This window comes from Acidiphilium sp. MT5, from assembly GCF_054767495.1.
In genome coordinates this window covers 55124-77922 of record NZ_BAABMR010000002.1, presented here as the reverse complement: position 1 = coordinate 77922, position 22799 = coordinate 55124, and the positions used below count along the sequence as shown (strand labels likewise).

Annotated in this window: 23 protein-coding genes; 18 read left to right on the top strand and 5 right to left on the bottom strand. The window is 58.6% G+C overall.

The features are described 5' to 3' along the window. Nucleotides 1-155 precede the first annotated feature (155 nt). On the top strand, nucleotides 156-1154 hold the full coding sequence (locus ACYUCQ_RS02455) for a LacI family DNA-binding transcriptional regulator (protein WP_460252912.1): 999 nt from the start codon (nucleotides 156-158) through the stop codon (nucleotides 1152-1154). 36 nt (nucleotides 1155-1190) lie between these two features. Here the strand turns inward: ACYUCQ_RS02455 and ACYUCQ_RS02450 are convergent, their stop codons facing one another. Further along, nucleotides 1191-3602, bottom strand: coding sequence for a TonB-dependent siderophore receptor (locus ACYUCQ_RS02450; protein ID WP_460252911.1), 2412 nt, complete (start codon nucleotides 3600-3602; stop codon nucleotides 1191-1193). Between the two features lie 276 nt (nucleotides 3603-3878). Between ACYUCQ_RS02450 and ACYUCQ_RS02445 the strand changes: the two genes are divergently transcribed. From ACYUCQ_RS02445 to ACYUCQ_RS02380, 14 genes are all read left to right on the top strand, one after another. Then, on the top strand, nucleotides 3879-5453 hold the full coding sequence (locus tag ACYUCQ_RS02445) for a heparinase II/III family protein (protein WP_460252910.1): 1575 nt from the start codon (nucleotides 3879-3881) through the stop codon (nucleotides 5451-5453). A 43-nt stretch (nucleotides 5454-5496) separates the two neighbouring features. After that, nucleotides 5497-6513, top strand: a complete 1017-nt coding sequence (gene galE, locus ACYUCQ_RS02440) for a UDP-glucose 4-epimerase GalE (protein ID WP_460252909.1) — start codon at nucleotides 5497-5499, stop codon at nucleotides 6511-6513. Then, the gene (locus tag ACYUCQ_RS02435) at nucleotides 6497-7651 is read left to right on the top strand and encodes a glycosyltransferase family 4 protein (RefSeq protein WP_460252908.1); all 1155 of its coding nucleotides are present in this window, start codon (nucleotides 6497-6499) and stop codon (nucleotides 7649-7651) included. Before galE ends, ACYUCQ_RS02435 begins: the two co-directional genes overlap by 17 nt. Further along, the gene (locus tag ACYUCQ_RS02430) at nucleotides 7648-8103 is read left to right on the top strand and encodes a CreA family protein (RefSeq protein ID WP_460252907.1); all 456 of its coding nucleotides are present in this window, start codon (nucleotides 7648-7650) and stop codon (nucleotides 8101-8103) included. The genes ACYUCQ_RS02435 and ACYUCQ_RS02430 overlap by 4 nt, the downstream gene beginning before the upstream one ends. A gap of 32 nt (nucleotides 8104-8135) precedes the next feature. Then, complete coding sequence (purH, locus tag ACYUCQ_RS02425) at nucleotides 8136-9677, top strand: bifunctional phosphoribosylaminoimidazolecarboxamide formyltransferase/IMP cyclohydrolase (RefSeq protein WP_460252906.1); 1542 nt, start codon at nucleotides 8136-8138, stop codon at nucleotides 9675-9677. Between the two features lie 41 nt (nucleotides 9678-9718). Then, a complete protein-coding gene (locus tag ACYUCQ_RS02420) occupies nucleotides 9719-10231 on the top strand; it encodes a carboxymuconolactone decarboxylase family protein (RefSeq protein WP_460252905.1) in 513 nt (170 codons plus the stop codon). Between the two features lie 14 nt (nucleotides 10232-10245). Then, complete coding sequence (locus ACYUCQ_RS02415) at nucleotides 10246-10659, top strand: PAAR domain-containing protein (RefSeq protein WP_460252904.1); 414 nt, start codon at nucleotides 10246-10248, stop codon at nucleotides 10657-10659. Then, nucleotides 10649-11506, top strand: coding sequence for a DUF4123 domain-containing protein (locus ACYUCQ_RS02410; RefSeq protein WP_460252903.1), 858 nt, complete (start codon nucleotides 10649-10651; stop codon nucleotides 11504-11506). The genes ACYUCQ_RS02415 and ACYUCQ_RS02410 overlap by 11 nt, the downstream gene beginning before the upstream one ends. Further along, complete coding sequence (locus tag ACYUCQ_RS02405; protein WP_460252902.1) at nucleotides 11506-12795, top strand: hypothetical protein; 1290 nt, start codon at nucleotides 11506-11508, stop codon at nucleotides 12793-12795. The genes ACYUCQ_RS02410 and ACYUCQ_RS02405 overlap by 1 nt, the downstream gene beginning before the upstream one ends. Nucleotides 12796-12887: 92 nt before the next feature. Then, complete coding sequence (locus tag ACYUCQ_RS02400; RefSeq protein ID WP_460252901.1) at nucleotides 12888-13718, top strand: ankyrin repeat domain-containing protein; 831 nt, start codon at nucleotides 12888-12890, stop codon at nucleotides 13716-13718. A gap of 159 nt (nucleotides 13719-13877) precedes the next feature. After that, nucleotides 13878-14834, top strand: a complete 957-nt coding sequence (locus ACYUCQ_RS02395) for an ankyrin repeat domain-containing protein (RefSeq protein ID WP_460252900.1) — start codon at nucleotides 13878-13880, stop codon at nucleotides 14832-14834. 159 nt (nucleotides 14835-14993) lie between these two features. Next, nucleotides 14994-15431, top strand: a complete 438-nt coding sequence (locus tag ACYUCQ_RS02390) for a hypothetical protein (protein WP_460252899.1) — start codon at nucleotides 14994-14996, stop codon at nucleotides 15429-15431. 95 nt (nucleotides 15432-15526) lie between these two features. Beyond that, nucleotides 15527-16261, top strand: a complete 735-nt coding sequence (locus ACYUCQ_RS02385) for an ankyrin repeat domain-containing protein (protein WP_460252898.1) — start codon at nucleotides 15527-15529, stop codon at nucleotides 16259-16261. A gap of 89 nt (nucleotides 16262-16350) precedes the next feature. Continuing rightward, nucleotides 16351-17181, top strand: a complete 831-nt coding sequence (locus tag ACYUCQ_RS02380; protein ID WP_460252897.1) for a hypothetical protein — start codon at nucleotides 16351-16353, stop codon at nucleotides 17179-17181. Between the two features lie 45 nt (nucleotides 17182-17226). Here the strand turns inward: ACYUCQ_RS02380 and ACYUCQ_RS02375 are convergent, their stop codons facing one another. Next, nucleotides 17227-17886 (bottom strand): hypothetical protein, encoded by a 660-nt coding sequence (locus tag ACYUCQ_RS02375; protein WP_460252896.1) that lies wholly within the window; start codon nucleotides 17884-17886, stop codon nucleotides 17227-17229. A 164-nt stretch (nucleotides 17887-18050) separates the two neighbouring features. Here ACYUCQ_RS02375 and ACYUCQ_RS02370 point away from each other — a divergent pair, with 164 nt between their 5' ends. Genes ACYUCQ_RS02370 through ACYUCQ_RS02360 form a run of 3 tightly spaced genes read left to right on the top strand, consistent with a single transcriptional unit; the run spans nucleotide 18051 to nucleotide 19883 of the window. After that, complete coding sequence (locus tag ACYUCQ_RS02370) at nucleotides 18051-18779, top strand: CsgG/HfaB family protein (RefSeq protein ID WP_460252895.1); 729 nt, start codon at nucleotides 18051-18053, stop codon at nucleotides 18777-18779. A 37-nt stretch (nucleotides 18780-18816) separates the two neighbouring features. Further along, a complete protein-coding gene (locus ACYUCQ_RS02365) occupies nucleotides 18817-19227 on the top strand; it encodes a DUF4810 domain-containing protein (RefSeq protein ID WP_460252894.1) in 411 nt (136 codons plus the stop codon). Beyond that, nucleotides 19224-19883, top strand: a complete 660-nt coding sequence (locus tag ACYUCQ_RS02360) for a DUF799 domain-containing protein (RefSeq protein ID WP_460252893.1) — start codon at nucleotides 19224-19226, stop codon at nucleotides 19881-19883. Before ACYUCQ_RS02365 ends, ACYUCQ_RS02360 begins: the two co-directional genes overlap by 4 nt. Here ACYUCQ_RS02360 and ACYUCQ_RS02355 read toward each other — a convergent pair. The 3 genes from ACYUCQ_RS02355 to ACYUCQ_RS02345 are packed head-to-tail and all read right to left on the bottom strand — an operon-like array spanning nucleotide 19880 to nucleotide 22792. After that, nucleotides 19880-21019, bottom strand: coding sequence for an ABC transporter ATP-binding protein (locus ACYUCQ_RS02355; protein WP_460252892.1), 1140 nt, complete (start codon nucleotides 21017-21019; stop codon nucleotides 19880-19882). The two genes, ACYUCQ_RS02360 and ACYUCQ_RS02355, sit on opposite strands and share 4 nt — an antisense overlap. 32 nt (nucleotides 21020-21051) lie before the next feature. Continuing rightward, on the bottom strand, nucleotides 21052-21900 hold the full coding sequence (gene ugpE, locus ACYUCQ_RS02350) for a sn-glycerol-3-phosphate ABC transporter permease UgpE (RefSeq protein WP_460252891.1): 849 nt from the start codon (nucleotides 21898-21900) through the stop codon (nucleotides 21052-21054). A gap of 10 nt (nucleotides 21901-21910) precedes the next feature. Beyond that, nucleotides 21911-22792 (bottom strand): ABC transporter permease subunit, encoded by an 882-nt coding sequence (locus ACYUCQ_RS02345; protein ID WP_460252890.1) that lies wholly within the window; start codon nucleotides 22790-22792, stop codon nucleotides 21911-21913. Between the last annotated feature and the right edge of the window lie 7 nt (nucleotides 22793-22799).

The following is a 22799-nucleotide window of genomic DNA, read 5'->3' as shown; positions in this document are numbered from 1 at the left end:
ATCGGTTATGACCGCTTAATGGTTCATCGCGGAGCAAGCCTTCGCTTTTACCAGAATTGGATCACGGATTGCCCAACCAGAGATCAAAACGCGTGCTCGCCGCCGAACCGGAATTGAATCCGGGGATATTGGGCGATGTCGGTGGCCAGGTCAAAATGGCCGATATCGCAATGCTCGCGGGGGTTTCGGAATCCACCGTGTCGCGGGCTCTAGCCGGCAGTAAGCTGGTCAACGCAGCCACACGCAAGCGGATCGAGGACATCGCCGCGAGCCATAGTTACAGTATCGATCAACGGGCGCGCAATCTGCGGCTATCGCGCACCGGAACCATCAGTGTGGTGTTTCCGCTCTCGCACGAATCCGAGCAGGGCATTGCCGATCCGTTCTTTCTGGAAATGCTCGGCAATCTCGCGGACGAGTTGAGCAATCGGGGCTATGATTTGTTGCTGCGCAAAATCCGCTCAGACGTGCCGCGCATGCTGACCGACCTGCTGCGCGAGGGCCGCACCGATGGTGTGCTGCTGATCGGTCAGAGCACGCAACATGATCTGATCAATGAATTGGCGCAGCATTACCAACCTTTGGTGGTCTGGGGCGCGCGCCAGCCCGATAATCGCTACATCACGGTGGGCTCGGACAATGTGGGTGGTGCCGCAGCGGCGGTGCGCCATTTGCTGGCCTGTGGCCATCGGCGCATCGCATTCCTCGGTAATCGGCAATTGCCCGAAGTCGCCGCCCGCTATCAAGGCTATTGCCAGGCCTTGAACGAGGCGGGCCTGTCGGTCGCGCCCGATTTGCTGCTGCCCGTGCCATTTGACCGGCAGGGGGCGTTCGCTGCCATTTCCGGATTTCTCGATCGTGACCGCGCCATCGATGCGGTGTTCGCCGCCTCGGATATCGTGGCGATTGCCGCGATCCGGGCGCTCGATCAGCACGGCCTGAAAGTGCCGCACGATGTTGCCGTGGTCGGATTTGACGATATCATGGTGGCGGCTGCCTACACGCCCGCTTTATCAACCGTGCGTCAGGACATCGCTTTGGGTGCGCGCACCATGGTTGATCTATTATTTCGCCTGATCGAAGGCGAGGCCGTGAATTCTGTGGAATTGCCCACAACGCTGATGATCAGAGCCTCGTCAGCGCTGCCGGCCTGAAAAATCCCGCCCGATCGCTCGGGCGGGACGCCATCATTAATCGAACTTGTAGCGCAGCGTGGCCTTGACCGTCCGGCCATTGGCAGCGCGCGCCGCCGTGGCCACACCGGGGCTGATATTGTCAAACTCCGTATAGGCGATGGCATTGGCAAGATTATTGCCAGTGATCAACAACGAGAGTTTCGGCGTGATTTGGTAATTCAAGAACGCCCCAAACAACACATAACCAGGCATCACGATGGTATTCTGGTTATCGCCATAGGATGACGTCGTGCCGTCGATATTCGCGCCCACTGTCAGGTGATGATAGTAATAGGTCGGCGAGATTTGGAAAATCCAATTGGCTTGGCGCTGCGGAATCCGCCCGAGCGTGTCAGCAATATTGGTCTTGGTGATCCGCGCATGGGTATAGGTCGCGCTGCCGCTGATCGTCAGATTGTGGTAGGAATATCCCAGATCAACTTCGGCACCATAGGCGCGATAGGTATTGGTCGAAGATACTTGCGTGGTCAGATCATAGTTCGATTCGGCAGTATCGGCGTTGAACAAGGTCACGAAGCTGCTGAAATTATCCTGACGGAATTTCACGCCACCTTCATATTGCTTCACCACATTGATCGGGATCGGCACCGTGCCATCCAGCGAACTATTCGGCGCTGAAATCAACCGGTCACCGTTGAACGACACACCATTACTAATCCGGGCAAACACCGACAAATGACGATCAAACTCATAATTGCCGCCAAACGAATAGGACAGATGGTGAACTTTATAATTCACCGGCTGCTGGTTTGCCGGCGTGTAGAACGCGCCGTTCGGCCCCAATGTGCCAAAATTATAATAGCCTGAGGCCGATTGCATATCGTAGCGGATGCCGCCATCGAAATTGAAATGGCCAATCTGCCAGCCAAGGTCAGCATAAGGTGCGGTGGTGACGTAGGTGTTATTAATCACCCGCTCGCAACAGCCGCCAAACCCGCTGCCGATACCGCCGATCGAGGTGGTGCTGTTGATCAACGCTGGATTATTCTGCGTCGCCTGGAAAATATAGCTGTTGAAGTTCCAGGTTTCAAAAACACGCTGCTGGGAGGCATAGAAACCGACATTCGGTGTCAATGTGCCAAAGCCGCCGGTCGCGATGTTACGCGAAACCTGCAGATTATTCGCGAGCAAATTGAGATTGTTCAATTTGGTATCGAACACCACGGCCGGGAACGCCGCACCCGTGAACGGCAAACCGGCATTCGGGCCGTCCGCATAGGTCGCGCCGGTCAAGGCAATCGAGTTGCCGCTCGGATAAATCCCCAAGAAATTCCCAGAATTTGCAGCAAAATCGAAATTATCATCCACGCGAAACCCGTTATCAAACGTCTTGCGCAGTTCAAACCCAATCGATTTGGTCTTGGTTGACAATCCGGTCGCAAAATTGGTCGCCGCACGCCCGTTCGAGGGCGTCAACGTCACGTCCGAGCCAAGATTGGACGAGTAAAAACTGGCAAAGCGCGGATCGATGCCCGGCAGCGGCACAATCTGGCCATTCACCGTGCTCACCGGCACCGGCAGATAGGTCGGTGTTTGATCATTCAGATATTTGAAGCGGAACCGAATGAAGCCGCCGGAAAAATCATGGGTGAAATTGCCATGGATCTGGCCACCATTGAACACTTGCAAGCCGGACGTGCGGTTGCCGGTGCCGACATGATAAAAACCAGCGATTTCCGCGCGATCATTGGCATCAATCGGCCCGCCATAATTGAAATCGACCCGGCGTTCATCAAAGCCAAGCCCACTCGTCACCGAAACGCTGCCATTCTGATCGCGACCGGTGCGATCAATGAAATTGATAATGCCGCCCGGCGCGTTGGTCGCAAACACCGAGGAGGAGCCACCCCGAACCACCTGCACGCGGCTCAGCAGGCCATCGATGCGCACGAAACTATCCGGTGTGGCGAAGTCGAGATCACCAAATTGCAAGACCGGCAAACCATTTTCCTGAAACTGCACATAGCGTGTACCGCCGGCCGAAATCGGCAAACCGCGCGCAGTGACGTTGGCATTGCCCTCGCCGCCAGAGGATTCTGTGTGAATGCCCGGCACGTTGCGCAACACCGCCGTCGCCGAATTGGCCCCCGTGCGCCTAATCTGCGTTGCCCCTAGCGTGCTCACCGACACGCTGGACTGCATTTCCGTCACATGATGGGCGGTGCCGGTGACCACGATCGCACTCAGATTGAGCGGATTGACATTCGTTGCAGCGTGGGTTGCAGTCTGGCTTCCCGCTTGGGTTCCAGCGGGCTTGGTCGATTTCGCAGCCTGGGCCGGGGCCGTTGCATTGCCCGGTTGGGTGGTTTGGGCTTGCGCGCAGGCGAAGCTCAACATGGTGGCGACCAGCGCCGTCGTTACAAAAAGCGAAGGTGCGTGCGGTGATAGTGCGCGATGGCGGATCATTGTTCTCTCCCTGTCGAATCTGGTGCGTTTTGACTAACGCCTCTCAGCAATTGCTCAGCTGCCAGTATCGGTAGACGGGTTTGCAATCGATTGCAATAGTTTTTTACGCAAAGCACCGGCAAGGCTGAACGGCGGCCAACCAGCCCGCGCAACAAGCTGCGCCGCGGCGCTTGTGGTGAAGCGATTCGCTCCTCTAAGATGCGCCATGGCCTACCGGATGAACCCTAATCGCACGCGACGGCCCAAGCGACTGTCATTCAGCGCGGAGCGCCACCGATGAGCGGCCCCCGCGAATGGGTCGCGCGATTCGCTGGATTGCGCGGGCCAGCCATCCCCGACGCACCCTCCTTATCAATCCGCGATCCCTGGCCTGGTGATCCCGGCCACGGCGCCCGCTTGCTCAAAGGCGATATCGATTATCGAGGCGCCGCACGCCGCCTGGTGCCCGGCAGCTTTGCTGATGCCCTTGGCAGTGTTTTGCTGCTCGATCATGTTCACGGCTTCACCTGGCTGCGCGATTTGCGCGCGCTTGGCACCGATGCCGCACGGGCGCGAGCGCGGGCCTTGATCACCGATTGGATCGAGTGCGGGTCGTTGCCGGAGCGGGCCATGAAACCAGCGGTCACCGGGGCGCGCTTGGCGTCCTGGCTCGGCCATTACGATTTCTTCGCAGCCTCTGCCGATGATGTGTTTCGCCAATCAATGATGGCGCGGCTGGTCGCGGATGCGCGCGCCCTCGCCGCTGCCTTGCCCGCCGAAGCACGCGATGGTTCAGGATTAACCGCGCTCAAAGGCCTGATCGCCGCCTCGGTCGCGATGCCGGAACATGCGGTGTTTTTGCCCCGCGCCTTGCGGTTTTTACCGCCGGAAATCGAACGCCAAGTCTTGGCCGATGGCGGTCATGTCGAACGCAGCCCGGCGGCACATTTACAAGCCTTGCAGGATTTGACCGAGATCCGCGCCTTGCTGCAAGCGGGCCGCGCCGAAGCCCCCGCCGCTTTGCCCGGCGCCATCGAACGTATGGCCGTCGCCCTGCGCGCCCTGCGCCATGGCGATGGTGGCTTGGCGCTGTTCAACGGCTCGCGCGAGGATTGGCCCAATTTGATCGATCTGGTGCTCAGCCAGGCGGGGCGCACCGGGCGCAGCTCCAATGCCTTGCCGGTGAGCGGATTTCACCGACTCGCTGCCGGCAAAAGCGTCATCATCGTCGATGCCGGGGTTCCTGCGCCATCGGGTGCGGATCGGCTGGCTCATGCCGGCACGCTGTCATTCGAATTTTCGGTCGGGCGTGAGCGCGTGGTGGTCAATTGCGGGGCCGCACCGGCATCCGCCGGCGAATGGCACGATGCGCTGCGTGCCACCGCCGCGCATTCCACCTTGGTGATCGCGGACGTCTCCTCCTCCGAACTCACGGCAAACGGCTTGGGTCGCCGCCCCACCCAGGTCGATGCGCAGCGCCAAGAGGCCAATGGCGCGCATTGGCTCGAACTTAGCCATGATGGCTGGCGCGGCCTGTTCGGCGCCCTGCATCGCCGCCGTCTCTATCTCGCTGAAAGCGGCGAGGATGTGCGCGGCGAAGACGCCATCGAGGCTGATGAAGGCCAGCCATACAGCTTGCGGTTTCATTTGCACCCCTCGGTCACGGTCAGCTTGCAGCAAGATAGCGGCAGTGCGCTGCTGCGCCTGCCAAGTGGCCAAGGCTGGCGGTTTCGCGCCGATGGTGCGGCGCTCAGCATCGAGGAAAGCGTTTATTTCGGTGGCGTGGAACCGCGCCGGGCCGAGCAATTAGTGCTCACCGGCATGGTCGATGGCGCGCAGCAGGTGAAATGGGCGTTGACCAAAGTGGGCTAACGCCGGATAGCAGCGCGTTATTGATCATGAAATAGGTGTGGGCATGGCGCGAATTTTATTGACCGGCGGGGCAGGGTTCATCGGCTCGCATACGGCTGTGGCCTTGCTTGAACGCGGCTATGATGTTGTGCTGCTTGATGATTTTTCCAACGCCGCGCGAGATGTGCCTGAGCGCTTGCGTCGGCTGACCGGCGTGACCTTGCCGGTGATCGAGGTGGATATTCGCGATGAGGCGGCGCTGAGCGCAGGCCTCGCCGCGTTCGAGATCGACGCGGTGATCCATTTCGCCGCCAAAAAGGCCGTCGGCGAGAGCGAGGCGGAACCGCTGCTTTATTACGATACCAATATCGTCGGCACGGTGCGGCTGCTCGCGGCAATGCGCCGTGTAGGCATTGAGCGGCTGGTGTTTTCCTCCTCTGCCACCGTCTACGGCGCGCCCGATCAGTGCCCGATCACCGAGACAGCCCCGTTGCGCGTTACCAACGTTTATGGTCGCACCAAGCTGGTGATGGAGGGGATGATCACGGATCTGGTGCGCACCCGCACGCTGCGCTCCGCCGCCGTGCTGCGCTATTTCAATCCGGTCGGCGCGCATCCCTCTGCCCTGATCGGCGAGGACCCGCGCGGCGTGCCGGCCAATCTGATGCCGTTCCTGTGCCAAGTTGCCGCTGGCCAGCGCGCCGAGTTGGCGGTCTTTGGCAATGATTACCCCACGCATGATGGCTCCGGGGTGCGCGATTTCATTCACATCATGGATCTGGCCGAGGCGCATGTGGCCGCCATCGCCCATGTGCTCCGCCAGGATGGTGCGTTGACGGTCAATTTGGGCACTGGCACAGGTTATTCTGTATTCGATATGATCTCCGCCTTCGAGCGGACCACCGGCGTTAAAGTGCCCTATCGGATTGCGCCGCGCCGCGCCGGCGATGTGGCGGAATGCTATGCCGATCCAGGTTTGGCCGCCGAAATTCTCGGCTGGCGGGCGCGGTTCAGCATTGAAGATATGTGCCGCGATGCGTGGCGCTGGCAGACCGGGTCGGTGCGTGACAGCCAACCCTAAACCTGCCGGGCGCCATATCGTGTTTTTAATCGGCGAGGATTGGTTTTTTGCCTCGCATTTTCGCGCCCGCGCCCGCGCCGCCCAGGCTGCCGGATGGCGGGTGAGTGTTCTCACCCGCACCGCGAGCGCCGCCTCGTCGTCCTTGCGCGCGGATGGTTTCACGGTGATCGGCGTCGATTTTGTGCGCGCCCGGCTGAACCCGTTGGCGGAATTCCGGCTGCTGCGCAGCATCGTGCGGCATTATCGCGCCCTCAAGCCTGATATTGTGCATCATGTCGCCCTCAAGCCAATTCTGCTGGGCAGTCTCGCGGCTCGGCTCGCCAAGCTGCGCCGCGTGGTGAATGCGCCTGTTGGCCAAGGTTTTGTGTTTTCCTCGCCAACGCTGAAAGCACGGCTGTTGCGGCCTTTTGTTGGCATCGCCTTGCGCGCGTCCATTGGTGCGCGCGGCGCGGTTGCCGTGTTCGAGAATGACGAGGATCGCACCGCAATGATCGCCGCCGGTGCCATCGCGCCCGCGCAGACGGTGCTGATCCGCGGGGCCGGCGTTGATATCACCCAGTTTACGCCTCAACCCCGGTCCAACAAAGTGGTGCAGGTGGTGCTCGGTGCGCGCATGCTGCGCGATAAAGGGGTCCGCGAATTCATCGCAGCGGCAAAATTACTGCATGCGCAAGGGGTCGCCGCCAATTTCCTGCTGGCCGGCGCGCCGGATCCCGGCAACCCAGCCGCCCTGAGCGAGGCCGAATTACGCGGTGCGGCGCCCGTGCGCTGGCTCGGCCCGGTGGGTGATATGGCGGGCTTGCTCGCATCATGCGATATTGCCTGCCTGCCCTCCTATCGTGAGGGTATGCCAAAATTTTTGCTCGAAGCGATGGCTAGTGGCCTACCCTGCGTAGCCACCAACGTGACGGGTTGCCGCGAAGCGGTGATCGATGGGGAAACCGGATTGTTGGTCCCAGCACAGGACGAAGCCGCACTCGCAGGTGCCTTGGCGCGGCTGATTGGCGATGCCGATTTGCGCACACGGATGGGCAGTGCCGGGCGTGCGCGGGTGCTGTCGAATTTTTCGGAGACCGAGATTTGCACGCAGACCTTGAGGCTTTATCAACGCTTGATCGAACAGGAGAACGGCGAATGAAAACCATGCTGACAGGATTGCTGCTGGGAGCCACGCTGATGGCGGGGGTCGCCCAGGCGCAGACGCGGATTGGCGCGGCATCCACCGAATTTCGGCTGCTGGGGGCCAATAATAAAGTGGTGGTCGAGCGGCTGGATGATCCGAAGCTACCGAACGTCGCGTGCTATGCCAGCTTTGCCAAAACCGGCGGGATCAAAGGCAGTTTGGGAGTCGCAACCGACCCCTCGAAATTCGGCTTGTCCTGTGTTGCCACCGGGCCAGTGCAATTGTCGGCCAATATGCCCCGTCGCCAGCAAATCGGCTCGATTTCGGCATCGCTCCTGGTCAAACATTTCGACCTTTATCGCTTTGTCGATCCTGACCACAAGGCCGTGGTGTATTTGCTGATCAGCACCAAAATCATTCACGGATCACCGGCGAATGCGGTATCGGCTGTCGCGGTAACGCCCTAATCGGTGGGGTGGGTTCGGTATAGGAGCGGGTGATGAACGATCTTTTGGCAATCCGGCGCGCCTTGATTTCAGTGTCCGACAAAAACGGCCTAGTGCCGTTGGCGCAGGCGCTCACGGCGCGGGGCGTGGAAATTCTCTCAACCGGCGGGTCTGCGCGGGCGTTGCGCGACGCCGGGATCGCGGTGGTCGAGGTCGCCGATTTTACCGGCTTTCCTGAAATATTGGATGGCCGGGTCAAAACCCTGGTCCCGCAAATTCACGGCGGCCTGCTCGGGCGCCGGGATGACCCAACCCATGTCGCGCAAATGGCCGCGCATCGGATCAAGCCGATCGATCTGCTGGTGGTCAATTTATACCCGTTCGAAGCGACCGTCGCGAAAGGGGCCGATTTTGCCGATTGCGTGGAGAATATCGATATTGGCGGCCCGGCCTTGATCCGCGCGGCGGCAAAAAATCATGATTTCGTCGGCGTACTCACCGATCCGGCGCAATATGCCGGGCTGATCGAAACCCTCAACGATGGTGGGACGTCGCTGGCGCAGCGTCAGGCCTGGGCGGCGGCGGCCTTTGCCCGCACGGCAGCCTATGATGCGGCGATTGCGGCATGGTTTGCGCAGCAATCCGGCGAGATTTTCCCCGCACGGCTCGCGGTGGCGGGCGTGAAAAAGCAGGATTTGCGCTACGGTGAGAACCCGCATCAGCAGGCGGCCTTCTATGCCGATGGTGCGCGGTTCGGTGTGGCTACGGCCCGGCAGGTGCAGGGCAAAGAATTATCCTATAATAATATCAATGATACTGACGCGGCTTTCGAATGCGTTGCCGAATTGAGCCACCCGGCTGTGGTGATCGTCAAACATGCCAATCCGTGCGGTGTGGCGATGGGGCGTGACTTGGCGCATGCCTGGGAGCAGGCTCTGGCCTGTGATCCGGTCAGCGCGTTTGGCGGGATCATCGCGGTGAACCGCACGCTTGATGCGGCGGCGGCGGCGTTGATGGCTGAGATTTTCTCCGAAGTGATCATCGCGCCGGATGCCGAGCCGGCGGCGGTCGAGATTTTGGCGCGCAAGAAAAATTTGCGCCTGTTATTGACGGGCGGCTTGCCTGACCCGGCTTCAGGGGGCGTGATGATCCGCTCGGTCGCGGGCGGATTTTTGGCCCAAAACCGCGATACTGGCCGGGTGCGGCGTGAGGATTTGCGGGTGGTCACTCAACGCGCGCCGAGCAACGCCGAACTTAATGATTTACTATTTGCTTTTACGGTAGCAAAACATGTTAAATCGAATGCAATTATTTACGCCAAGGCGGGGGCGACAACAGGAATTGGTGCGGGGCAGATGAGCCGGGTGGATAGTTCGAAAATTGCAGCGCTGAAAGGTGGGGACGCCATTGCCGGGTCGGTCGTCGCCTCGGACGCGTTTTTCCCGTTTGCCGATGGGCTGGAAGCGGCGATTGCGGCAGGGGCCACGGCGGTTATTCAGCCGGGTGGGTCGATCCGGGATGCGGAGGTGATTGCGGCGGCGGATAAAGCCGGGATCGCCATGGTGTTCACCGGCATGCGGCATTTCCGGCATTGAGCGCCGTGCAACCACGGGTGCCGACCCTGGCGCCTGAAGCGATGAACCCGCAGCAGCGCGCTGCCTATGAAGCGATTTTGGCGGGCCCGCGCAAAATTGTGGAAGGGCCGCTCGCGGTTTGGTTGCAGAGTGCAGAATTGGCCGAGCGGGCGCAGGCTTTGGGGGCGTTTTGCCGGTTCGGCACGTCACTGCCGCCGGCTTTGTCAGAATTGGCGATTTTGGTAACCGGAGCTTATTGGCGCGCCGGGTTTGAATGGCATGTTCATGCCCCGATCGCGCAGGCAGCCGGGGTGAGTGCGGCAGCGATTGCGGCGATGAAAGCGGGAGAGAAGGTGCATTTCGCCGATGAGGCGTCGCAAGCGGTTTATGATTTGGCGCGGGAATTATGGGAGACGAGGGCGGTGTCCGACCCGGTTTATCAGCGTGCAGTGACGGCGTTGGGAGTGGCCGGCACGGTCGAGCTGGTGGGGATTTTAGGGTATTACGGGTTGATTTCGATGACCATCAAGGCGTTTCACGTGCCGGTGCCGCCGGGCGCGGAAGAGCCGTTTTGATCGAGGGTTGATATATGGCCGGCGAGAAGCCAGCAGCGCGGATTACCGATTTGCACACATGCCCGGCGGCGGACGGGCCGGTGCCGCATGTGGGCGGGCCGATCATTCTGGGTTCGCCGAATGTGTTGATTGGGGGCCTGCCTGCGGCGCGGGTGAGCGATACCGTCACTTGCGTTGGCCCGCCCGATACGATTGTGATGGGTTCGCCGACCGTGTTGATCAATGGGTTGCAGGCGGCGCGAATGGGCGATCAAACCGCGCATGGCGGGGTGATTGCGTTGGGGTGCCCAACCGTGTTGATCGGCACCGGGTCAGCGGCATCGATGGGGGAGTTGGGCAGTGCGGGCGATGGCGCAGCCCAGGCGGCAGTGCTGACCGAAGCGGCGGCGCTGGGTAAGCCGTTCTGCGCGATTTGCCATGCTGGTTGATAATACCTTTAATCGGTCTTTGCCGAATGATTTGTTCGCGGTGCTCGACCCGGCGCGCGACCCGATTGTGTTCGACACGATGACGGTGCTGGCGCCGGATGCGCAATGTTTGTTCGGCGGTGAATTGGCCGATGCGGTGCGGCGGGCCTCCCCCCATGTGATGGCGATGCCACAGCCGGGCCTGTTGCTGGATTGGTGGCGGCAGAATGGGCGGGGCAAAAGCTATGGCATTGCCTGCCGGGGCGATGTGGGGATGCAGGCTTTGCGCTTGCATTTGAAAACCTTGCTGCGGGTACGCTTGCCTGATGGGAGGCTGGTGCTGTTCCGGTTTTGGGACCCGCGGGTGCTGGAAACTTTTATCAAGAATAGCACGCCGTTGGAGCAGGCCCGATTATTCGGCCCGATCCGCACCTTCTATGGCGAGTCGCCGGAGGGACGGAGCATTGCGTGGGATCGGCCTCAAGGGGTTGAGGTGCCGGCGCGGAGTGAAATGCAGATTTCGCCCAGCTTATATGAAGCCTTTACCCGTGCTGATTTATTTTCCCGCCTACTCGCATTTTTATTGGAGCGGGGTCGGCGCCCTGAGTTCAGGGCGTTTTTGGAACGTCGAGACGCTGCCGCGTCAATTTGGGATCGGATCTGGCCCAAATTGCGCGAGTTGCCGGAATATCTTGTTGTGATTACGCTGACATATGGGTTGCTGTTTGATGCGGGATTTTTGAAGACGGATGGTCATACCACGGATGAGCTGATCGCACGCTGCCTTGGAGCGGCTCAACCGGATTATCCGATGAAAGTTGCGATTGAGGAGTCTGGGATGCTGCGGTTCTCGGAATTTGATCTCTAATGTGGCCGTTTGCTCCCAGCCAGCCGGTTCAAGAATGTCCGAAGGCTTGCGCCGATGCCAAGGCGAAGGATGATGAGCTGGCTAAAGCGGCGAGGCTGCGCGCTGATGATTTGCTGGCGCAACAACGGGAGCATCCGGGGGCGCGCCCCTCGCGCTGTCAGGAACAGGCGGCATCGATTGGCCAGACCGCGAACGAGTTTCAAACCTATTCAAACGCATTACCCTCGGCACGCGCTGCGCAGAATATGAACGCGTTGGGCGATTCTTCGCCGGATGGCGCGAAAGAGACGCCCGTGGGCCCATGTCTGGAGCGGATGCCGTTAGATGCGGCGGCGCTGAATGCTGCACTTGGATTACCGCCAGGCACGATTACCAATAAGATGCTGCGCGATGACAAATCCGGATTTCGAGCGGCATTATTTCGCGATCAAGCGACCGGCAAGCTCATTTTAGTTCCTCGCGATACTGAACCTCATTCATTGGTTGATTGGAGAACAAACATTGACAATGGATTAGGAGAGGAGACACCCCAATATAAGGCAATGGAAACTTTGACCAAGACGTTACATAGCGCCAACACCGATTTTGATATCGCGGGTTACTCAAAAGGTGGTGGCTTAGCGCAAGTCGGTGGTCTATCATCGCCTGATTCGATCGTTAATGTTTTCAATAGTGCCGGAATATCTGATTCCTGGGCGCAGTTTCTTCCAATGAATGCCATGTCTAATCTTGAATCAAGAACAACAGCCTTCAGTGCACAAGGCGATTTTTTGACGATGATGAATGACACGACGGGGCATGAAGCGAATTTGGATAACATGACGTATCTGTACAACCAATTGTCAGGGAACGTTTCACCCCTTGAGAAATTTTTCCTGGGTGGATCGCCGATCCAAATCAATTATTTAAATCCGCAGTCGGCAATCCTAGAGGATGATTTGAATTCGGCTGACGCGCTTGGCGTCAATACGAATTATCTGGAGGTGGCCAAAGATAATCAAGTTTTTCAAGAGGCACGATCAGGTTTTTTACAACAACTGCAAGGTATAATGCAGAAATTCGCGGATGACCCAAATGCGAAATCATTATTTCCGCCGGTTCGTGCTGGAAGCTTCAATACAATCCCGCATTCAATGTCGCTCATGGGGCGGCTTTTGGGTGCGGGTGACAAGGGGCCTAGTCTGGGGCATTTGGCGCAACATCAAATTAGCAATGTTGTGGCTCCGATGGAAAACGTTGTTAAAAAGGACCGAAGCAAACTGCAAAGGTTTATGCAATCATGCGGATGATCGACCGTTTTGTTGCAGGCTTGCCGCGATGGCGCGGTGTGTTGCTGGGGCTTCTTGTTGTTTTTATTTGTGTTAGCTCGCAAGGATCGGCCATGGCCAATAATATTTACTTTCAGGGTTCGGATGTTGCGTTGCAGCTTGCGGTGGATGCGGATAGTCCACCTGCGATTGCGGCGGCGTTGGCGCATGGGGCTTCGGTGAATGCGCGGGAGCGAGAGGTGGGGGGAACGATTTTGGAATATGCGGTTGCGCAGTTTCGGAATCGGGCTGTTGAGGCGTTATTGAAGGCGGGGGCTGATCCGAATTTGCGGGATCGGGGTGGGGATAATGCGGTGACGCTGGCGGTGCGGGCGTTTTCCCGTGATCCGCAGCTTTTGCCGATGGTGTTGGCGCATGGGGGTGATGCGAATACGTTTTCGCCCCGAGGGGAGTATGTGATTGGTCATTTTTTGACTGATCGTAATTTCGCAGGCTTGGAGTTGTTAGTGAAGTATGGCGCTGATCTGAATGTGCGCCAACCAAGCGCGCAACCGCCTGATCAAGGTGGGAATTGGATGGCGGAACGACCCTTTGGCGGGTGGGACATGAAAGGGGGTCCGCCTGAGATATTATACGCTGCACGTGCCGGTGATTGGGACGTGGTGCTGAAGATGTTGCAGCTGGGAGCAAAATTTGATTATCCTGATGAACCTGTGACATTTCCGGATCTATTTAAGGGTAAGGCCGGTGCGTTTCCGCCGCCTGACAGTTGGGGGTACTATTATAAACTAAAGTGTTACGACTTTATGAAGGCACATGGGTTAAAACTACCGCCATTTGGTCCTGGCGCGGGTGGGGCGGATGGCGCCCCGGCGAATTGGACGCCGCCGCCTGGACCGGACCCCGCTGCGCATGAGTTTTTGGCCAATCCGAAGGCGGGATAAACCGAATTTGGGTGCAGCGTTGATGTCATTGATATTGTGACTCCTCTGCCGAAAGCTGATTTTGAGCCGGAGGATCGGGGATAAAGTGACCATGCGAGGTGTGGTTCGGGTTTGTTAGTAACGGTCTTCGTGGCTCTAACATGGCATAGGAGCGGTTGGGTGAGCAAGGGGCTTGATCGGGGACGGGGGGCAATTGGCCGTGCTGGTGGATATTTTTCACCATGGCGCGGTGTGTTGCTGGGGCTTTTTGCTGTCTTTATCTGTGTTGCCTCGCAAGGATCGGCCATGGCCCATAATATTTACTTTCAGGGTTCGGATGTTGCGTTGCAGCTTGCGGTGGATGCGGATAGTCCACCTGCGATTGCGGCGGCGTTGGCGCATGGGGCTTCGGTGAATGCGCGGGAGCGGGAGGTGGGGGGGACGATTTTGGAATATGCGGTTGCGCAGTTTCGCAATCGGGCGGTTGGGGCGTTATTGCAGGCGGGGGCTGACCCGAATTTGCGGGATCGGGATGGGGATAATGCGGTGACATTGGCGGTGCGGGCGTTTTCCCGTGATCCACAGCTTTTGCCGATGGTGTTGGCGCATGGAGGTGATGCGAATACGTTTTCGCCGCGAGGTTCGTATGTGATTGACCATTTCTTGACGGACCGTAATTTCGCGGGCTTGGAGTTGTTGGTGAAGTATGGCGCTGATCTGAATGTGCGCCAGCCAAGCGCGCAACCGCCTGATCAGGGCGGGAATTGGATGGCGGAACGACCCTTTGGCGGGTGGGACATGAAAGGGGGGCCACCTGAGATATTGGACCTAGCAAGCGCGGATTATTGGGACGTGGTTTTGAAGATGTTGCAGCTGGGAGCAAAATTTGATTATCCCGACGAGCCGATAACTTTTACTGACATGTATCGGGGCAACGGCGCAACATTTCCGCCGCCTGACAGTTGGCTTTATTACTACAAGCTCAAATGTTATGAATTTATGAAGGCGCATGGGTTGAAACTACCGCCATTTGGTCCTGGTGCGGGTGGGGCGGATGGTGCGTCGGCGAATTGGACGCCGCCGCCTGGACCGGACCCGTTTGCGCATGAGTTTTTGGCCAATCCGAAGGCGGGGTAAACCGAATTTGGGTGCAGCGTTGATGTTATTGATATTGTGACTCCTGTGCCGAAAGCTGATTTTGAGCCGGAGGATCGGGGATAAAGTGACCATGCGAGATGTGGTTCGGGCTTGTTAGTAAAGATCTTCGTGGCTCTAACATGGCATAGGAGCGGTTGGGTGAGCAAGGGGCTTGATCGGGGACGGGGGGCAATTGGCCGTGCTGGTGGATATTTTTCACCATGGCGCGGTGTGTTGCTGGGGCTTTTTGCTGTCATTATCTGTGTTACCATGCAAGGATCTCTGAACGAGAGCTTTGCACAGGCGACGAGTAAGATCACGGCCTACCATGTCGCGGGGGAAGTGCTTAACGCGGTCCAATCTCATCCAATCATTGCGCTCGGAATGGTTCCTGTTCTTGGACCATTGTTAGCGGCGATCAAGCTGATCCGAGGCAACAAACTTCTGCCGCCCGCTGCGGGTCATCATTATGTGCTGCCGGCGGACCCGCCGGCCGGAACAACGGGGTTAGCAAAGTATAGTCCGATTGACCGCCATAAAATGCCGTGGGTGCAAAATGGGATTAGGGCCAAACAACGAGAGTTGGGTTGCACGTGAAACGTCGGCCACTTTTGTGGTCGTGGCTGATCGCTCCGCTTTCGGCGGTGCGCGGTCAGGCTAGTGGTAAGTTAAGGTTTGAAAGGATTGTGAGAATGACGCGGTATGTTCGCAATGGGCCGGTTGTTCTGGATTTGGATCATTTTCCAGCGGGACCGGCGCGGCAGTTTGCTGATGCGGTTGCGGCGGGGGAAATTGATCGGGCGGTGATGTTGGCGAAAGGGTTGCCGGAGGGGATCAACACGGCATCGCCGGATGGGATTACGGCATTATTGATTGCGGTGGCGCGGCTGCGCCCTGATGAAGTTGCGGCTTTGCTCCGGGCTGGCGCGAACCCGAATGGGGCGGCTGGCAATGCGCCACTTTATACGGCGGTGATGGCGGGTGATTTGACGATCGCACGGATGTTGTTGCAGGCGGGGGCTGATCCGAATGGCCGCGCTGGCGGCGAGACCGCTTTGTATAACGCCGTGCTGCTCAATCAACGTGGTGCGGTTGATTTATTGTTGGAACATAAAGCGGATATCAACGCGCGCAATAGCCTTGGTGAGCCGATCACGGAAGCGGCGGCTGATACGAACAATTGGGAAATGGTGCTGTATTTGTTGGATCGGGGTGCCTCATTATGGGCAACGGATGACGTGGGCGGCACGCTTGGTTTATCGGCGAAATTTAGTCATGTGGCACCGGATAGCGCGCAGGGACGCGCTTTGGCGGATGTTATTGAGCGGTTGAAACGCGCTGGATTTCCATGGCCACCACCACCGCCGAAGGAGGTGGTGGTGCTTCGGGCAGAAAAAAAATGGCCACCGCCTGGCGCGAGCCGGTGAGGCTTTTGGCCGGATTGGGTTTTATCCGCTGGCTGACATTGGTTGTATTGGCAGTGATTTCTGTGAATTTTGCTCATCCAGGATCGGCCATGGCCAATAATCTTTACTTTCAGGGTTCGGATGTTGCGTTGCAGCTTGCGGTGGATGCGGATAGTCCACCTGCGATTGCGGCGGCGTTGGCGCATGGGGCTTCGGTGAATGCGCGGGAGCGAGAGGTGGGGGGGACGATTTTGGAATATGCGGTTGCGCAGTTTCGGAATCGGGCTGTTGAGGCGTTATTGAAGGCGGGGGCTGATCCGAATTTGCGGGATCGGGGTGGGGATAATGCGGTGACGTTGGCGGTGCGGGCGTTTTCCCGTGATCCGCAGCCTTTGCCGATGGTGTTGGCGCATGGGGGTGATGCGAATACGTTTTCGCCCCGAGGTTCGTTTGTGATTGAGCATTTCTTGGCCGACCGTGATTTCGCAGGCTTGGAGTTGTTGGTGAAGTATGGCGCTGATCTGAACGTTCGTGGGGCCAGTGCGCAACCGCCTGATCAGGGTGGGAATTGGATGGCGGGCCGACCTTTTGGTGGGTGGGACATGAAAGGTGGGTCACCCGCGATATTATATGCAGCGGAGGCTGTTGATTGGGACGTTGTTTTGAAAATGTTGCAGCTTGGTGCCAAGTTTGATTATCCTGATGAACCTGTGACATTTCCTGATCTATTTAAGGGTAAGGCCGGTGCATTTCCGCCGCCTGACAGTTGGGGGTACTATTATAAACTAAAATGTTATGACTTTATGAAGGCACATGGGTTAAAACTACCGCCATTTGGTCCTGGCGCGGGTGGGGCGGATGGCGCCCCGGCGAATTGGACGCCGCCGCCTGGACCGGACCCCGCTGCGCATGAGTTTTTGGCCAATCCGAAGGGCGGTTGAATTTATTTGTTATGTAAACGCAACGATTAGGTCGCAATTTCGCGCCTAGCGCTCGAAGTTGATTTTTGCGCGGACGGGGGGTGCGTAGATGTGGCCGGGCAGCGTGGGGCGTGGCGGCGGAGCAGGATATTTTGCCAGCATATAGTCGTAAAATGACGGCTCCGGTTTTTCGCTCCGCCGCGCTGGTTTGGGAGCTGATTTGGGGCGAGGTGGGCGGGGTTTGCGCGGTAATTTAAGGTAATTGGGCAGCGGAATTGCCAGCATGTGGCAGATTGGGCGTAGCACGCGACCGATGCGTGGGTTTTCGCTGTGGAGGAGCGACAAGCCAGGGTCTTCGAGGAAGCGGATCAGATGACCCCGGACGTAGGGGATGTGATGGCCGGGGAAGGTTTGCAACAGCCAGCCTTTTTGCGCCGGAATTTCGCGCCTTTTTGCTCCGGTTGGAGAGGTTGGTGCTGGTGCTTCTGCGGGTTCGGGCGCGGTTTGAGTTTTCGCGCCGGGTTTCCGTTCGCGGATGGGGCGGGGATTGCAGGCGAGGGCGCGGAAGCGGAGGGAGAGAAAAGAAATACGGTGCCAGACGGCCCACTTGAGCGAAAGATTAAAGCGGGCGTAGTCGGGGGCGCCGAGGGTTTTGCGGAGCATGCGCGCGATGGTGGTGAAGCGGTCGGCGAGACTCTGTGCGAGGGGGTTAGTGGTCTGCTCCATTTCTCTAACATGGCATAGGAGCAGGGGGGTGCGAAAGGGGAAAAAAGGAGCGAAATAAAAGTTGATTCTTTTACGACTGTCCGTTAACTTTTTGGTATGTTATTACGACTACATAGAGTTCGGTGCGGCGCGAAAATTTTTAGATCGTTGATGGGGAGCGTTTGATGGATTGCCGGGACAAAATGACATTGGTTGCGCGCGGGGCGTTGGTTGCGCGCGGGACGTTGGTTGCGCGCGGGGCGTTGGTTTTAGGGGTTTTGTTGGTGAGTGGGTGTGCGACGGAGACGCATCAGGTGGTGCAGCCGTCGCGGGTGAGTATGGCGGGCACGGGGTATTCGGGGCCGCGCTATACGGTGGCTTTGGGGAGTTTTGACAATCAATCGACCTATGGCACTGGCATTTTCAGTGATGGCGATGTGTTGGGCGATCAGGCGAAGGCGATTTTAGAGACCGATTTGGAAGAGACTAATCGGTTTAATGTGGTTGATCGCAATAATATGGCGCAGTTGCAGCGCGAGGCGGCGATGCGGCATCGGCGTCAGGCGTTGCAGGGCGCGCAGGTGGTGATTACCGGGGCGATCACTGATTTTGGCCGCAGGACCACGGGTGACCAGGAGCTCTATGGGATTTTGGGAGCGGGCAAGACGCAGACCGTCTATGCGAAGGTGGATTTGAATGTTGTGGATGTGCGAACCTCGCAAGTGCTGTATTCGGTGCAAGGGGCGGGGGAGTACGCGCTGAGCAATCGGGAATTGCTGGGTTTTGGCGGGTCATCGGGCTATGATTCGATCATTAACGGCAAGGTTTTGAATCTGGCGATTGAGCAGGCGATTGATAAATTGACGGTGGGGATGTTGAACGGGGCTTGGTCTCCCGTGCGACCGCAGCGATAAGGTGAGAGTTATGGCGGTGCGGGGGCGGTGGTTGACGATGGCGACGGCCATGGTCGGGGCTGGGTTGTTAGCGGGCTGCACGCCGCCGAAGCCGTTATATTATTGGGGCAATTCTCAGGCGGTTTTGTATAAGTTGCATGCCAATCCCGGTGGTATGAATCCAAGTGAGGCCATCACCAACTTGACTAATAATATTCGGGTGGCGGCGTCGATGGGTATGCGGGTGCCGCCGGGTGAACATGCGGAACTCGGTTATTTGCAGTATCAGGCGGGGGATATGGCGCAGGCCGCGGCGCAATTTCGATTGGAGAAGCAGCTTTATCCATCATCCGCGCCGTTGATGGACCGGCTATTGGCGAAAATGCAGCCTCAGCAGCCAGCGACAGAGCCAGCTTCACAGCCAACGACACAGCCAACGACACAGTCTGGGGCGGGAGGCAATTCATGAGCCGGTGGTATATGATCGGCGCGGCGATGCTGCTGTCAATTTTGGCGCTCAGCGGCTGTGCGTCTAAACCCTATGATTATACGGCGTATCAGGCGCATCCGCCGACCTCGATTTTGGTGTTGCCGCCGATCAATCACAGCGTCGATGTTAAGGCGCGGGATGTTTATTTATCAACGGTGACAAGGCCTCTCGCTGAAGAGGGGTATTATGTGTTTCCGGTTTGGCTGGTTGATCATTATTTGCGGGCGAATGGCGAGACCAATGGCACGCAGATTCAGGCGATCAAGCTGAGCAAATTGAATTCCGTGTTTCACCCGGATGCGGTGCTCTATACGACGATCAATCATTTTGGACAGAAATATCAGATTTTGCAGTCGGTGCTGGTTGTTGATGTGACGAGCCGATTGGTTGACGCCAAGACTGGGGCGTTATTGTGGAAAGGTAGCATCGACTATGCGTACGACCCGAATCAGGGTGCTGATAGCTCGCTGCTTGCGATGTTGATTAGCGCGGCTTTGTCGCAAATGCTCAGCAAGGAATCGGTGCAGGGGCGGATTGCTGCAACGCAGGCGAATGCATTCTTGTTCTATAATCGGGCGACGGGCTTGCCGTTTGGGCCGTATAATCCAAAAGCCAAGACGGATGCGCGACGTTAGGGGGTGGCGCGGCGAGAGAGTGCTTTGCCGTGCGTGGCGTCGAAAAGGTGCAGATTGTTGGGGGGGAGGCGCACGTGGCATTCGGTTAGGGTGAGCAGGGATGGGTTGGATGGCACCCGCACGGCGAATGGGGTGTTATCGGGGAGGTGGCCGTGGATCAGGGTTTCGGAGCCGAGGGGTTCGACGAGGTCGATTTGGAGTTTTAGGGCGGTTGGGTCTTGGTCATCGGCGATGGTGACATGTTGGGGGCGGATGCCCACGATGATCGCGGTGCCGGGGGGTTGCGCCAGGGGCGGGAAGGGGAGCGGAATGGTCGCGCCGGGCAGTTGGGCGGTTTGGCCGCTTGCTAGTTGGGCGGTCTCACCGCTTGCTAGTTGGGCGGTCTCACCGCCGGGGAGCAGGGTGGCGGGGCAGAGATTCATCGCGGGGTCGCCGATGAAGGTGGCGACATAGCGATCCGCGGGGTGAGCAAAAATTTCCATCGGCGGGGCGATTTGGGCGGCCTCGCCTTGGTTCATGACGATCAGGCGATCGGCCAGGGTCATGGCTTCGGTTTGGTCATGGGTGACATAGAGCGAGGTGATGCCGAGCTTTTTTTGCAGTTTGCGAATATCGGCGCGGACTTGCACGCGTAATTTGGCATCGAGATTTGAGAGCGGCTCGTCGAACAGAAATAATTTTGGTTCACGAACGATGGCGCGGCCCATAGCGACGCGTTGGCGCTGGCCGCCGGATAATTCGCGGGGTTTGCGCGCGAGGAGCGAGTCCAGGCCCAGGGTGGCGGCGGTGGCGGCGACTTTTTCGGCGATGATTGCTTTGCTCAGCCCGCGCAATTTCAGCCCGTAGGCCATGTTTTCAAACACGGTCATATGCGGATAGAGCGCGTAGTTTTGAAAGACCATGGCGATGTCGCGCTGGGCCGGGTCGCGGTGCGTAATGTCCTCGCCATCGAGCAGGATGCGGCCGGCGCTGGGGGTTTCGAGGCCGGCGACTAGGCGCAGGAGCGTGGATTTGCCGCAGCCCGACGCACCGACAATGACCAGCATTTCGCCATCGGCGACATCAAGGTCCAGCCCGGCGAGGATGGTGCCTTTGCCGAAATTTTTACTGATGCCTTGGAGTTGTAACCGTGCCATGATGGGTCCGTTATTGAGCGGTTATTGAACGATTATTTGTCGGCGTCGGTGAGGCCGCGCACGAACCAGCGCTGCATCAGGATCACCACCAAGACCGGCGGCAGGATGGCCCAGATGGTGGCGGCCATCACCAGATTCCACGGCGTCATTTGATCGGTGGAGATCATTTGGACAATGCCGAGCACGATGGTGTCGAGCTTGCCGTTGGTGGCGACCAGCAGCGGCCAGAGATATTGGTTCCAGCCATAGACGAAGAGAATGACGAACAGAGCGGCGAGATTGGCACCGGAGACGGGGAGCAAAATATCGATGAAGAAGCGCATCGGCCCGGCACCATCGAGCTTGGCGGCTTCGACCAGCTCATCGGGCACGGCGAGGAACACCTGGCGGAACAGCAAGGTTGCGGTGGCGGAGGCGATCAGCGGCATGGTGAGGCCGGTGAAGCTGTTGATCAAATGAAAATCCGCCATCACCGCGTAGGTGGGGATGATGCGCACCTCGACGGGGAGCATCAGGGTGATGAAAATCAGCCAGAACGCCAATTTTCGGCCTGGGAAGCGGAAAAACGCGATGGCGAAGGCGGAGAGGGCGGAGATGATGATTTTGCCGACGGCGATGCTCATGGCCATGGCGAAGCTGATCAGCAGCATGCGCCCGACCGGCACGCCGCCTTGCGCGGTGGCGCCGGAACCGAGCACGGTGATAAAATTGCCAAGGCCTGCGAGGCGCGGGATGAGCGAAATGTCGCCGCGATTGATTGCTCCGGCGGATTGGGTAGCACCGGCGAAGGTGACCCAGAGCGGCAGGGCAAAAATCAACACGCCGAGCAGCAGGATGGCGTGGGCGAGATAGTCTGGGCGGGGGCCAATGCGTGCCTTCATGGTGCGGTTTTCATGTGGCGGCGCGCTGGCCGACGAAGCGGAACTGGATCATGGTTAGGCCGACGATCAGGGCCATCAGGATCACCGATTGGGCGGCGGAGCCGCCGAGATCGAGATTGATGACGCCATCGCGATAGACTTTGACCACCAAGGTTTCGGTGGCGGTGCCGGGGCCGCCTTCGGTGAGGGCGAATATCAGCGCGAACGTGTCGAACGCGGCATAGACCAGATTGACGATGATGAGGAAGAAGGTGGTGGGGGCGAGCAGGGGCCAGATGATGCTGCGGAAACGCTGCCAGGCATGCGCGCCATCGAGCGAGGCGGCTTCGATCAGGGATTTTGGGATTGATTGCAGGCCGGCCAAGTAGAAAATGAAATTATAGGCGACTTGCTTCCAGGCGGCGATGAAAATCACCAGAGCGAAGGCTTGGCCGCCATTCAGCGCGTAATTCCAATCGATGCCCAAGGCGGCGAGCGGGCGGGTGAGCATGCCGATTTCGGGTTGGAGCAGAAACACGAAAATCACCGAGGCGATGGCCGGGGCGATGGCGTAGGGCCAGATCAGCAAGGTTCGGTAAATGGCTTGGCCTTTGATGCCGCGATCCGCGAAGATGGCGAGGGTGAGGCCGCCGGCCATGGCGAGGAGCGTCACGCACGCGCAGAAAATCAGCGTGCGCAGCAAGGTCGCTTGGTAGCTTGGCGATGCGAGCAGGGCGGCGAAATTGGCGAGGCCGACGAAGCTGACATGCAGGCCGAAACCATCGGTCGCGGTGACGCTTTGGGCGAAGGCTTTATAGGCGGGGAGGAAAAAAAATAGGATGGTGACCGCCAATTGCGGGGCCACCAGGAGCGCCGGGAGTAGCCATCCGGCAAACAGGGTCCGGCGCTCCATGGTCAGG